This window comes from Micromonospora hortensis (genome assembly GCF_022230935.1).
In the GTDB taxonomy this organism is placed as follows: Bacteria; Actinomycetota; Actinomycetes; order Mycobacteriales; family Micromonosporaceae; genus Micromonospora; species Micromonospora hortensis.
Window position 1 is genome coordinate 66,414 of record NZ_JAKKFE010000001.1, and the last position, 12,412, is coordinate 78,825.

The window sequence follows — 12,412 nt, forward strand, 5'->3', positions numbered from 1 at the left end:
GGTGCTCGTCCGCATGCCCTCGAAGCACCTGACGGAGGAGGAGGTCGGCGCGTTGAGAAAGACCCCGGGACCCGTGACCGCGGACTCAGCTCCGATGCCAGGCAACGACAGCGCGGCCCCGCACGACCTCGCCGAGGCACCGTGGTCCCAACCGCGAGAACGTCCGGAGATCCCGCTCCAGCTTCAGGAGTTGTTCGCCCATCAGGAGCAGGTCCGATCCGACCAGCACCGACGGCGGGCCCGCGTGGTGGTGCTCGAGGCGAACGACGCGACCACCACGCCCGACCGCCTCGACGAGGAGTTCGACGTGGCCGTCCGCCTCCCGGTGCCGGCCCGCGCCGAGGAGCTCGCCAGGGTGCTGGCCACCGTCCGCCCTCGACTCCTGTTGCTCAAGCACTCCCTGGAGAGCATCGACGATCGCATCATCACCAGTTGCATGAGTGCCGGCGTCGAGATCATGGTGCTGGCCCGCCCCGTCTACGGTCTGCTGCGAGCACCGGCCATGGCGCGCTTCGGTGGGCTGCCGTGGATTCGGCTGGGATCGGGCGGCACCCGCCGACCCCGTGGCGAGCGGCTCAAGCGGTTCTTCGACCTCAGCGTGATCCTGCTCAGTGCCGTCGTGGTGATCCCGCTGATCGCGGTGATCGCCGCAGTGGTGTCGTTCACCGGCCCACCGTTCTACCTCCAGCAACGCGTCGGCACGGGTGGCCGACTGTTCCGGGTGGTCAAGTTCCGGACCATGCGGGTCGGCGCCGAGCAGACCACCGGCCCGGTCCTGGCCCTGCCGGACGACGTCCGGATCACCCGACTGGGGCGCTGGCTGCGACGGTCCCGGCTGGACGAGTTGCCCCAGCTCTGGAACGTGCTGCGCGGCGAGATGAGCCTCGTCGGGCCCCGCCCGGAACGACCGGAGTTCATCGCCGGCTTCGACCGGCTGCCCGACTACGACCTGCGGCACCTGATCCGGCCCGGACTGACCGGCATCGCGCAACTCACCGGCGGATACGCGGCCACCGTCGAGGACAAACTCCGGTGTGACCTGCTCTACCTCAACTGCCGCTCCATGCGGGTCGACCTCACCCTGCTCCTGCTGACAGTGGTCGAACTGTTCCGGGGGTTCCCCCGTGGCTAGTGCGGCCCACGCGGTCGAAACCCGGGTCACCCGCAACACGGCCAGCATGCTGACCGCGCGGGTGATCATGGCGGTGTCCGGGCTGGTCTCGGTGCCGGTCATCTACCAACGGCTCGGGCCGCGGGAGTTCGGGATCTGGGTAGTGCTCGCCGGTCTGCTGGCGATGGCCGCCCTGATCGACCTCGGACTCGGCTCCGCACTGGTCCGCGAGGTCGCCCGAGCCGAGAGCGCGGCCGACCGGGACCTGGTACGTCGGCTGCTCGGGCTGGGGCTGGGCTGGGCAGTGCTGCTGGGCCTGCTCACCCTCGGGGCGCTCGGCGCCGGCTGGCCGTGGCTCGTCGGGCTGCTACGCCTCGGTGACCTGGCCGACGAGGCGTGGCAGGCCACCGTGTGGCTCGTCGTCGGCCTGGTGGCCGGCGCCGTGGAACTGCCGTGGCGGGCCGTGCTCGAAGGCGGCCAACGGTACGGGTCGCTCGCCGCGATCAGCGCTGGCACGGCGATCCTCGCGGCCGCCCTCGCCATCCTGGTGGTACGCCTCGGCGGCGGCCTGGTGGCGTTGGCCGCCTCGGCCGCCGCGACCGGGGCGATCCGCACCCTCCTGCTCGCCGCGACGACCCACCGCCAGTGCCCGGACCTGTCCCCCCGATGGGGTCGAACGGACCTGGCCGACATCCGCCGGATCGGCGGCTACGGCCTGCGGGTGCAGGTCTCCAGTGGCGCCGGCATGGTCAACGTGGAGCTCGACCGCCTCGTCCTCGGTGGCGCCTTCGGCCCCGCCGTGGCCGGCGGTTTCGACCTGGGCAGTCGCCTGCTCAACCTGCTCCGTCTGCCCCCGGGTTTCGCCCTCGTCGTGCTGTTCCCCGCAGCGGTCGCCCGCACGGTTTCCCGGGGCACCGGTTGGCTGGACCGGTTCTACCTGGCCGCCACCCGGTACCTCGCGCTGTTCCTGGCCCCGGCCACCGCGGCGCTGATGGTCAGCGCCGATCCGCTGGTCCGGCTCTGGCTGGGCCACCAGGTCCCCTGGGCGGCGGCGAACATCATGATCCTCGCGCCCGCGTACGCCCTCAACCTGATCACCGGGGCGGCGACGATCGCCGCCCGCGCCGAGGGCAGGCCCGGGTTGGAAACGCGCTACGTGCTGCTCTCCGTCGTCCTCAATCTGGCCCTCACCGTGCCGATGCTGCTGCTCTGCGGGCCGCTCGGCGTACCCCTGTCGACGGCGCTGGCGGTGGTGCTCAGCACCGGGTACTTCCTTGTCTACTTCCACACCGCCACGGCCCGGCCGCTGGCCCCGCTGGTGCGGGCGATCTGGCCGCCGCTCGCCGCCGCCGTCGCGGCCGGGTTGGTCGCGGCGGCGGCCAGTCAGTTCCTGCCGGACGGCCCGGGACGACTCGACGCCGCCCTCGCGGTGTCATCCCGGGCGGGTCTGACCCTGCTCGTCGCCGGCACGCTGCTCATCGCCGGCGGACACCTGGGCGCGAGCGACCGGATGCGGCTGCACCGGCTGCTGCGCGCGCCGACGGCCGTGCTGTCGCCGAGCACTGGCGGTCCGCGATGAGCGTCGAGCACCGCACCGCGCGGTGCGTGCTGTGTGGGCCACGGCAGGCCCACCTGCCCCGACTCGGCGGGCTGCTGCGCCGCTGCGAAGGCTGCGGCTTCAGCTGGACCGCGCAGGAGCAGGCCGCCGAGGACGGACGCTACGACGAGGACTACTTCGCCGAGGGCGGCTACGACGACTACTTCCGGGCCGCGCCACGCCGGTTCGAGGCACGGCGGCGACTGCGCTGGCTGCTCTCCACAGTCCGCCCCACGGTGCTGCTGGAAGCCGGTCCGGCCGGGGGCTACTTCCTCGAAGCCGCCCACCGCGCCGGGATCATCGCCAGCGGCATCGAAGTCAGCCACGCTGCCGCCGCCTTCGCCCGCGATCACCTCCACATGCCCGTACGCCAGGGTCACTTCGAAACCATCGCACCCACACTCACCGCCGACGTCGTCTGCGCCTTCCACGTCCTCGAACACGTCGAAGACCCCCGCGCCTTCCTGCACGCCGCACACAACGCCCTCACCCCCGGCGGCTGGCTCGCCCTCGAAGTACCCAACATCGCCTCCGCCGCCGCCCACCGACTCGGCACCGACTGGCCGGGCCTGCAACCGCGCTATCACCGCTGGCACTTCACCCCCGACACCCTGGTCCGGCTGGTGACCGACCTCGGCTTCGAGGTGGTCCGGCAGGACACGACTGTCTTCCGCTACTACATGCCGCTCGCCTACCGACTGCGGCACGCACGACATCTACTCCCCGCCGACGTGCTCGGGCTCCGCTCACCGCGGCTGACCCACCCACGCCTCGGCGACCTACTCCGGGTGATCGCCCGGGCGCCACGAACCGGACGGAGCACCTGATGAAACTCGATGGGATCGAGCTGGTCCGCTGCCAGCTCTGCGGCCGCGCCGGTGGGCACTCGCCGACCCTCGGCGAGCTGCTGTGGAGCTGCCCGGACTGCGGCTTCGTCTGGACCGCTGGCAGCGCCCCGGCCCCGGAGGAGCTGTACGACGAGGCCTACTACACGACGGACGGCTACCAGGACTACTTCGCCTCCGCCGGTCAGCGCCGGTTCGAAGCGAGCCGCCGGTTGCGCTGGCTGCTGTCCGGCGTCCACCCCACAGTCCTGCTGGAAGCCGGCTGCGCCGGAGGTTACTTCCTCGAAGCCGCCCACCAGGCCGGCATCACCGCCAGCGGCATCGAGGTCAGCCACGCCGCCGCCAGCTTCGCCCGCGACCACCTCCACATGCCCGTACGCCAGGGTTACTTCGAAACCATCGCACCCACACTCACCGCCGACGTCGTCTGCGCCTTCCACGTCCTCGAACACGTCGAAGACCCCCGCGCCTTCCTCCGCGCCGCGCACACCGCCCTCACCCCCGGCGGCTGGCTCGCCCTCGAAGTACCCAACATCGCCTCCGCCGCCGCCAACCGACTCGGCACCGACTGGCCCGCCATCGCTCCCGCGTACCACCGCTGGCACTTCACGCCCGACACACTGAGTCGGATGCTTGTGGAGTCCGGGTTCCGGGTGATCTCCCACGACACGGTCTTCTCCCGGTTCTACTGGCAGCCGGCGGCACGGCTGCGCAACGCCCGCGATCTGCTGGTCGCCGACGTCGCCGCCAGCCGCTCGCCCCGGGTGACGCACCCGCGACTCGGCGACCTGCTGCGGATCTTCGCCCGCCGCGACGACCGGGCGGTGGCCTGATGGGCACCCCGCTGCTGTCGGTGCTGCTGGTCAGCTGGAACACCCGCGAGCAGACCCGGCAGTGCCTGGAGTCGCTGGCGTCGACAGTCGACCCCGACCTGGACTACGAGGTGGTGGCCGTCGACAACGGCTCGTCCGACGGCTCGGCGGACATGCTCGCCGACCAACCCCGGGTCCGGCTGATCCGCAACAACCACAACACCGGGTTCGCCGCCGCCGTGAACCAGGCGTACCGCCGGGCGAACGGGCAGTTGATCCTGCTGCTCAACAGCGACATCCGGTTCCACCCGGGCGCGCTGTCGCGGATGGTCGAGCACCTGCGGGAGCGGCCGGACGTGGCCGGGGTCAGCCCGCTGTACCTCAACCCGGACGGCACCTTCCAGCAGCACTACGTCCAACAGCCCAGCTTCACCGCCACCATCGCGCTGGTGACCGCGCTGCGCCGGCTGCCCGGGTTCCGCCAGGCGCTGCACCGGTTCCAGATGCGCGGCGAGGACTTCAGCCGTCCCCGGCAACTCGCCTCGGGCAGCTGCATGCTGCTGCGCCGCGCGGTGCTCGGACAGCAGACCATCTTCGACGAGACGTTCCCCGTCTACTGGAACGACGCGGTCCTCGCGCGGCAGCTCGACCAGGCCGGGCACCAGCTCTGGATGCTCCCGGACGCCGTGGTGACGCACAGCCGGGGCGCGTCCTGCCGGCTGCTCGGGCCGACCATCCGCTTCCGACACCTGCTGGGCAGCCTGGTCGGGTATCTGCGGCTGACCCAGCCCCGGTACCGGTTGCCGGTGTTCCGGGCCGCGCTGATCGCCGATCACCTGGTCAAGCGCCTCTTCGGTCGGTCCGTACAGCTGGGCCTGGGCGACCTGCTCGCCGCGCTGCGCGGCGACGTCGGCCCGCTGCCCGACGGTGACACCCGCGACTGGGTGGTGCTGTTCAGCCGGACCCGCTGGTCCGTCGACGGGCATTCGACGGTGCTGGGGCAGTTGGCGCCCGGGCAACGGCTGCTCTTCGTCGACCCGCCGGGACGTCGGCCGCGCTGGCGGTGCGAGGTGACCCCGATCGGTTCGGCGGCCTGGCACGCCGTCGCGCCGACCGCGCTACCGCTGGGTGGTGCGGTGCCGCTGGTCAACTGGATCAACCGGCGGATCGCGGCCGGTGCGCTGCGTGGCTGGCTGGACCGACACGCCGGCGCCCGCCTGCTGCGACTCGACGACGAGCGCGCCCGCCCGGTGCTCGGCCGCCTCGGCGAGGACGAGTTGCTGCCCGCCGGAGCGCCACGTCCGATGGAACGGTCGGGCCGTGGCTGAGCACACCACCACCCTGCAACCGGCGGCCGCAGCGGTCGTGACGCCCGCCGACGACAGCGACTGGGTGGTCATCTTCAGCGGCACACCGTGGGCGAACGGCGCCCACCGGCAACACGCGCTGGCCCGCGAGCTGACCGTCGACCACCGGGTGCTCTTCGTCGACCCGGCCGGGCACCTCCCGCGCTGGCGGGTCCAGGTTCGGCAGGTGGCCGACGGTCTGTGGCAGTGCGCCGCGCCGACGCTGCTGCCGTTCGGCCGGCACCTGCCCCCGGTCAACCGGGTCAACCGCTGGCTCGCCGCGCGGGTGCTGCGCCGCTGGTTCCAGCGGCGGGCGGCATCCGTACGACTGCTCTGGCTGGACGAGGACCTGGCCGCGCCGGTGGCCGCCCGGCTGGGCGCCTCCGCCGTCGTCTACGACGCCACCGACCTGGACTGGACGTTCACCCGGCCCTGGAACCGTTGGCACCTGCGCCGCGCGCTGCGCTCCGCCGTCGGCGCCGCCGACCTCGTCCTCGCCTCCTCCACCGCGCTACCCGACCGGATGCCCGCCTCCGACCCGGCACCGGTGGTGCTGGCCAACGGATGCGACCCGCACCGCTTCTCGCCGGACGGCCCGGTCGCGCCCTGGCTGCTCAGCCTGCGCCGACCACTGATCGGCTACAGCGGGGCGGTCGACACCCGGGCCTTCGACGCGGACCTGGTCGCCACTGTGGCGCGCGCCCATCCGGAGTGGACGTTCGTGTTGATCGGTCCGTCCACCCGGGCCGGCCGTGCCCCGCTCGCCGGACTGTCCAACGTGGTGCTTGTCGACGCCGTCCGCTTCGCAGACGTGCCGGGCATCCTGCGGGCCTGCGACGTCACCATCATCCCCTACCGGGTGGGCGGGCTGATCGACTACGTGCACCCGAAGAAGTGCTTCGAGTATCTGGCCCTCGGTAAACCCGTCGTCGCGACGCCGCTGCCGGCGCTGCAGGCACTGGGCGACACCATCGCCCTCGCCGCCGACCCGGCGAGCTTCGCCGCGGCGCTGGCCGACGCGCTGGACCGCGCCGACGCGCCCGACGACGCCGCCCGACGCCGGGAGGTCGCCACCCGCAACAGCTGGTCGGCACGGGGCGTCCAGCTGCGTTCCCTGTTGGCGGGGTTGCCGCGATGAGAGTGCCGATCGTCGCGCCCGGTGTGGTGCTCGCCGGCGCCGCGCTGGGCGGTGTGGTGACAGTGGTGACCCTGCTGCCCGGGCCGGTCGGCCTGGCCGCCGCCATCGGAGTGCTGTGTTTCGGCGCGTTCCTGCTCTGGCCCTGGGCCGTCCTGCCGGTTGGCATCATCGGCGGCGCCGTTGTCGGTGCCCTGCTCAGCGGCGGCGACGTGCGCGGTTACATCGCGGTGAAGGTGCTGCTGTTGGCCGCCGGCGGCGCCGCGCTGGCCGCCCGCCACTGGCTCGGGGCGGAGCGGGGCATCCGGCGCACCGCCGCCGACGTGGGAATGCTGGTCCTGGTCGGGTTGACAGTCGTGGCGGCCACCTACGGCCTGGCCGTCGGCAACCTCCCGGCGGAGGTGCTGGTCGCCGCGTACCAGGTGGCCACGATCCCGGTGTACTTCTTCGTCGCCACCCACACCCTCACCACGCCGCGTCGGATCCTGGCCGCCGGCATCCTGTACGTGGTGCTGGCGGGGGTCTTCACGGCCATTTCGGTGGCGGCACCGGGGCGGCACGGCGGGCTCATCACCCTCATGGCCATCCCCGCGCTGATCTGGATCGCCGGTCGGGTGCGGGGTTGGCGTCGGGCCGGCGCCCTCCTGCTCGGCGGCTTCTTCGCCGTCGACGTGCTCCTCGCGTCGTACCGGGGGATCTGGCTCGCCGCGGCGCTGACCGGGCTGATCATGCTGGTCCGCGGCGGCCGCACGGTCCGGACCGGCCTGGCCGCCACCGCCGCCACGGCGGTCGCTGTCGCCGCGATCCTCGCCCTGCAGCCAGGGGTACGGGAGCGGGCCACGGAGATCACCAAGGGGTTCCAGCAGTCCGCCGGTTACCGGGGGGTGGAGTCCGAGGTGGGTCTGGGCGTCTTCGCCGACCAGCCGCTGGTCGGGGCCGGCCTCGGACAGACCACGCCGGACATCTACCTGTCCGGCTTCACCTTCACCGACGTCGGGCCGGTGTACCACGCCTTCTACGTCACAGTCCTTGCCAACCTCGGGCTGGTCGGGCTCCTGCTGGTCCTCTGGCCGATCCTGCGCAGCATCCGCGTCGGCCTGCGCAGTCGGGACGGGATCACGCTGCCGTTCGCGGCGCTGTCCTGCGGTTTCCTGGCCGCAGCCCTCTTCGCGGCGCCCACCGACGGGCACTGGGAGCTGGGTCTGCTGCCGGCGCTGACCCTCCTCACGGCACGCCACGAGGGGGCGCGGCTACGGCGACCCGCCCGGCCGCCGCTGCTGCGCGGCGCCCTGACCCGAACGGGTGTGGCGGCATGAGCGCGGCCGACGCCACCGCAGTGGTGGTCACGCACAACTCGGCGGGACAGATCGTCGCCGCCCTGACCGCGCTGCGGCAGGCGCGGGTTCCGGTGCGGTTGGTGGACAACGCCTCCACCGACGGCACCGTCGACCTCGTCCGAAGCCGGTTCCCGGAGGTGACGGTCCTCGCCAGCCCCACCAACACCGGATTCGCCACCGCCGTGAACCGGGCCGCGGCCGGGGTCGACACCGATGTCGTGCTCCTGGTCAACCCGGACTGCGTGGTCACCCCCGGCGCGGTGGCGGAACTGGTCCGGGTGCTGCGCGACCGACCGTCGGTGGGCATCGCGGGGCCACGGCTCACCGACGCGCACGGCCGGGTCGCGATCAGCGCCCACCGGTTCGAATCCCTCGGCACGGTGCTGGCCAGCCGGTTCGGTGGGTCGCTGGTGCCGGTGTCGCTACGACGGCTGCTCAGCGGCCGGCAGCGCCGGGCCGCGTACGACGCCTGCGTGCGCGGGGCGCAGCCGGTGGCAGTGGACTGGCTCTCCGGTGCCTGCCTGGCGGTGCGCCGCGAGCTGTTCGTGGCGATCGGCGGCCTCGACGAGGGCTACTTCCTGTACTACGAGGACGAGGAGCTGTGCCTCCAGGCGGCCCGGCGCGGCGCCGAGGTGCTGTACGTGCCCTCGGTGACCGCCGTGCACACCGGCGGGGCGAGCAGCTCCGACCCGGCCTGGATCTGGCCTCACCTGTACCGCAGCATGCTGCGGTTCTTCGCCCGCCACCGCGCCGGCACCCTGCGCGCGGTACGCGGCGTGGTGCTCCTGCGCGCACTGATCGGTATCGGACTGGCCGGGGCGCGAATGCCAGTGCAACCCCGGGCCGGGAAGGCCCGGCTGCGGGCCTGGACCCGCGTCGGCCGGATCGCGGTCACCCGACCTGAAACGAGAGGAGGAGCGTGATGCACGTCCTGACAACTGTCGTCGGCAAGCGCACCGAACACTGGACGGACCTGTTCGACGTTCTGTGCGAACAGCCGGACGTCACCCTCACCGTGCTCGCCGCGGACGTGTCCCCGGGGACCCGCCGCGAATTGGCCCGGCTGGCCCGTCGACACCACCGGCTGCGGTACCACGTCGTTCCGCACCTGCTCGGCGAGTCGTTGACCGGGCACATGGCCTCGGTGCTGTTCCGGTTGCCCGGCCAGCACGACGTGACCACCGCCCGCCCGGACATCCTGCACGTCATCGGCGAGGCCGCGTACCTCACCACCTGGCAGGCGCTGCGGCTGCGTCAACGCTGCTGGGCCGGGGTGCCCACCACGTTGTACGCCGCGCAGAACGTGGTTACCCGCTTTCCGGTGCCGTTCCCCCGGATCGAGCGACAGTCCTACCTGTCCGTCGACCACGCCTTCCCGATCACACCCGCGGCGCTGAACGTTCTGCGGATCAAGGGCTACCGGGGCCCGGCCACCATCGTGCCGCTCGGCGTGGACACCCGGACGTTCCAACCACTGCCCACCGATCCGGCCGCGCGCCCGTTCACCGTCGGGTTCGTCGGGCGGTTCGAGCCGCACAAGGGCGTGGTCGACCTGTTGCGCGCCGCCGAGCTGATCGACTGCGACGTGTCGCTGGTCGGTGACGGCAGCCTCAGCGCCGAGATCGAGCGGGCCGCCGCGCGCCGACCGGGCCGGGTGCACCGGCACGGCTGGGCCGGGCACGCCGAACTGCCCACGCTGCTCAACGACATGGACGTGTTGGCGATGCCGTCGGTCGAGGTGGTGCAGCGCAACACCCTGCCGTGGATCGGCATCCCGCTGCGCGAGCAGTTCGGCCGGGTGCTGGTCGAGGCGATGGCGTGTGGCGTACCCGTGGTGGGCAGCGACGTCGGCGAGATCCCCTACGTGGTGGGCGACGCCGGTCTCGTCTTTCCGGCCGGCGACGTCACCGCGCTCGCCGCCCGCCTCGCGCGGCTGCGCGACGACCCGGCGCTCGCCGGGCAGTTGGCCAACAGGGGGTTGGCCCGTGCCGGCGCCGAGTTCGGCTGGGACCGGATCGCCGAGACCCTCTGCACGACCTGGCGCGGGCTGCGGTCCCCGGCCAGGTCCCTCCGCACATCGCCCGCCGAGGCCGGGCACCCAACCAGAGAGGCGATCGCCTGATGAGCGCGTCGATAGATGTCAAAGGTCTGCTCGGTGCCTCCTGGCGCCGGGTGGGCGTACCGCTGCTCGGCCTGTGCGCGGGCCTGGCCGCCGCGCAGGGAGTGACACAGCTCCTCCCGGCGCGTTACGAGGCGGAAGCCTCCGTGCTGGTCAGCGCCGAGCAGACCGACGAGGACAGACCTGCCGATCTGGCCCTCGCCCAGAACCTCACGCCCACCATCGCCCGACTGGTCGGGTCGCGGGAGGTCGCGCTGGAGGCGGCGCGTTCGCTGCAGCTGCCCGAGCGGGCGGTGCTCGGTCACGTCAGCGGCGAGTACGAACTCGGCCTCCAGATCATCACCGTGCACGCGAGCGCCAGCACCGGTACGCAGGCCGCCGCGATCGCGAACGCCGCTTCCCGCGCCGTCAGTCAGCAGTTGGGCCGGCTGGACATGGGCGGTTCCACGAGCATCAACGCGCGGGTTCTCGACACCGCCAGCCCGCCGGCCCGGCCAGCCTTCCCGAAGCCGCTGCTCAACGGCGTGCTCGGGGCCCTGGCCGGGCTGCTGGCCGGTTGGGGCGCGACCATCCTGCGCGACCGGTTCGACAGCCGGCTGCGCGACATCGGCCAGATCGAGGCACGCCTGGGCCTGCCGGTGATCGGGGTGTTGCCGAAGCTGCCGCGCCGCTTCGCCCGCCATCACGCCGCCGCGTTGTACGGCCGCACCAACGTCGCCGACGCGGTACGTGCCACGATCTCGACACTGAGTGTGCTCACCGCTCCCCTGCCCCGCCGGCGAATCCTGGTCACCAGCGCACACGACGACGACGGCAAGGCGTTGGTGACCGCCCTGCTCGGTCTCGGCATGGCCGACGAACACTGTCGGGCCACACTGGTGGACGGGGCGGTACGGGACCCGGTGCTGTCGGGCCACTTCCCGGAGGCGCCGCACACCTGGCAGCAGGTGCTGGCCCAGAAGTGCCCGCCGGTGCGCCTGGTCGACTTCCCCACCCTGACCGTGCTGCCGGCCGAGCCTCGCGAGGGCGCCGACACGGAGGCCCTGCACGAGCTGGGCGGGCTGCTCAACGTGCTGGGCGAGGACGAGGACTGTGTGATCGTCCACGCGCCGCCGATCCTGGCCGGACGGGAGATCTCGGCGTTCGCCCAGCACGCGGACGGCGTGCTGCTTGTCGTCCGCGCCGGCAGGACGAACCTGGACGACAGCACCCGGGCGGCCCGGCTCGTGCAACAGCTCGGGCTGCCGCTGGCCGGTGTCGTGGTGATCGGGGCGGTGCCCCGCACTGACCACCGGCCGAGCAGCGAGCAACCGGCCCTGGTGCCGGGCGCGGCCCAGGATGCCCTGGCGCTGCCGGCGACGAAGGCGGGCGCCCAGGGCGCGGTCATCCGTGAGCTGGTCAGCGCCCTGGTCGAGGACAAGTCCGGACCGCCCGGACGGCACCGCCGACAGAGCTCGGGTGAGTCGGCCCCGGCCGGCAGGACCGTCGAGGGTAGGACGGTCGAGGGCACGACGGTCGACCGCAAGCCCGTCGACCGCAAGCCGGTGGGCAGTGCGACGGCCGAGAGCGCGACGGCCGAGCGTCAGCCGGTCGAGAGGACGACGGCCGGGCGCACCGCGTACGGCAGCGTGGCGTCCACGGAGGCGCCGGCCGGACCGACCCGGATCGAGGATGCCATCACCCAGCCGAATCCGGTGGTGACCGATGTCCCGGACCAGCCCGAGCAGGTGCCGACGCGCACCGCCCAGCCCGAGCCCGCGGCTCCGGCCTGGGGCGGCGGTCCCGCCGTGGCGGCTGTTCTCGGCCGACCGTTGGCCCGACCCGAGACGGTCTGGCGGTCGCCGGTGGCGGAGGCAGCGCCACCGGAGCCTTCCCCGGACACCCCGGTTGCCCACCTGACGGACCACTGGCCGGTCTTCGGGCAGGAGTTGCTGACCGCCGGGCGGCCGAGTGCGGAACAGCCCTCCACCGGGCCCATCGTGCTGCGACGGGCGGTAGCCGTCGGCGACGCCGAACGCCGGGGCTGACGACGGACGGAGCGACGGTCGGCGGCCCGCCCACGACAGGCGGCCCGCCCAGCTGGCCACGAACGACACTGACAAGGAGACAG

Annotated in this window: 10 protein-coding genes; all 10 read left to right on the plus strand. The window is 72.9% G+C overall.

Annotated elements, in window-relative coordinates; genetic code table 11:
• Nucleotides 1-94: 94 nt before the first annotated feature.
• The 10 genes from NIE111_RS00320 to NIE111_RS00365 are packed head-to-tail and all read left to right on the plus strand — an operon-like array spanning nucleotide 95 to nucleotide 12,329.
• Nucleotides 95-1,132 carry a sugar transferase gene (locus NIE111_RS00320; protein WP_238682434.1) on the plus strand — a complete coding sequence of 346 codons (1,038 nt, stop codon included), beginning with the start codon at nucleotides 95-97 and terminating at the stop codon, nucleotides 1,130-1,132.
• Nucleotides 1,125-2,690: a lipopolysaccharide biosynthesis protein gene (locus tag NIE111_RS32180; protein ID WP_238682435.1), complete on the plus strand. Its 1,566-nt coding sequence runs from the start codon at nucleotides 1,125-1,127 to the stop codon at nucleotides 2,688-2,690. Before NIE111_RS00320 ends, NIE111_RS32180 begins: the two co-directional genes overlap by 8 nt.
• Entirely contained in the window at nucleotides 2,687-3,535 is an 849-nt protein-coding gene (locus tag NIE111_RS00330) for a class I SAM-dependent methyltransferase (RefSeq protein ID WP_238682436.1), read from the plus strand. Before NIE111_RS32180 ends, NIE111_RS00330 begins: the two co-directional genes overlap by 4 nt.
• Nucleotides 3,535-4,386 carry a class I SAM-dependent methyltransferase gene (locus NIE111_RS00335; protein WP_238682437.1) on the plus strand — a complete coding sequence of 284 codons (852 nt, stop codon included), beginning with the start codon at nucleotides 3,535-3,537 and terminating at the stop codon, nucleotides 4,384-4,386. Before NIE111_RS00330 ends, NIE111_RS00335 begins: the two co-directional genes overlap by 1 nt.
• Nucleotides 4,386-5,693, plus strand: coding sequence for a glycosyltransferase family 2 protein (locus NIE111_RS00340; protein WP_238682438.1), 1,308 nt, complete (start codon nucleotides 4,386-4,388; stop codon nucleotides 5,691-5,693). Before NIE111_RS00335 ends, NIE111_RS00340 begins: the two co-directional genes overlap by 1 nt.
• A complete protein-coding gene (locus NIE111_RS32185; RefSeq protein ID WP_238682439.1) occupies nucleotides 5,686-6,849 on the plus strand; it encodes a glycosyltransferase in 1,164 nt (387 codons plus the stop codon). The genes NIE111_RS00340 and NIE111_RS32185 overlap by 8 nt, the downstream gene beginning before the upstream one ends.
• Entirely contained in the window at nucleotides 6,846-8,162 is a 1,317-nt protein-coding gene (locus tag NIE111_RS00350) for an O-antigen ligase family protein (protein ID WP_238682440.1), read from the plus strand. Before NIE111_RS32185 ends, NIE111_RS00350 begins: the two co-directional genes overlap by 4 nt.
• On the plus strand, nucleotides 8,159-9,106 hold the full coding sequence (locus NIE111_RS00355) for a glycosyltransferase family 2 protein (RefSeq protein WP_238682441.1): 948 nt from the start codon (nucleotides 8,159-8,161) through the stop codon (nucleotides 9,104-9,106). The genes NIE111_RS00350 and NIE111_RS00355 overlap by 4 nt, the downstream gene beginning before the upstream one ends.
• Nucleotides 9,106-10,305: a glycosyltransferase family 4 protein gene (locus tag NIE111_RS00360; RefSeq protein ID WP_238682442.1), complete on the plus strand. Its 1,200-nt coding sequence runs from the start codon at nucleotides 9,106-9,108 to the stop codon at nucleotides 10,303-10,305. Before NIE111_RS00355 ends, NIE111_RS00360 begins: the two co-directional genes overlap by 1 nt.
• Nucleotides 10,305-12,329 (plus strand): hypothetical protein, encoded by a 2,025-nt coding sequence (locus NIE111_RS00365; RefSeq protein ID WP_238682443.1) that lies wholly within the window; start codon nucleotides 10,305-10,307, stop codon nucleotides 12,327-12,329. The genes NIE111_RS00360 and NIE111_RS00365 overlap by 1 nt, the downstream gene beginning before the upstream one ends.
• Nucleotides 12,330-12,412 lie beyond the last annotated feature (83 nt).

Bases quoted from the DNA above. Each gene is read 5' to 3' on its own strand.
- NIE111_RS00320 (WP_238682434.1), top strand. From the start codon at position 95: ATGCCAGGCAACGACAGCGCGGCCCCGCACGACCTCGCCGAGGCACCG.
- NIE111_RS00330 (WP_238682436.1), top strand. From the start codon at position 2,687: ATGAGCGTCGAGCACCGCACCGCGCGGTGCGTGCTGTGTGGGCCACGG.
- NIE111_RS00335 (WP_238682437.1), top strand. From the start codon at position 3,535: ATGAAACTCGATGGGATCGAGCTGGTCCGCTGCCAGCTCTGCGGCCGC.
- NIE111_RS00340 (WP_238682438.1), top strand. From the start codon at position 4,386: ATGGGCACCCCGCTGCTGTCGGTGCTGCTGGTCAGCTGGAACACCCGC.
- NIE111_RS00350 (WP_238682440.1), top strand. From the start codon at position 6,846: ATGAGAGTGCCGATCGTCGCGCCCGGTGTGGTGCTCGCCGGCGCCGCG.
- NIE111_RS00355 (WP_238682441.1), top strand. From the start codon at position 8,159: ATGAGCGCGGCCGACGCCACCGCAGTGGTGGTCACGCACAACTCGGCG.
- NIE111_RS00360 (WP_238682442.1), top strand. From the start codon at position 9,106: ATGCACGTCCTGACAACTGTCGTCGGCAAGCGCACCGAACACTGGACG.
- NIE111_RS00365 (WP_238682443.1), top strand. From the start codon at position 10,305: ATGAGCGCGTCGATAGATGTCAAAGGTCTGCTCGGTGCCTCCTGGCGC.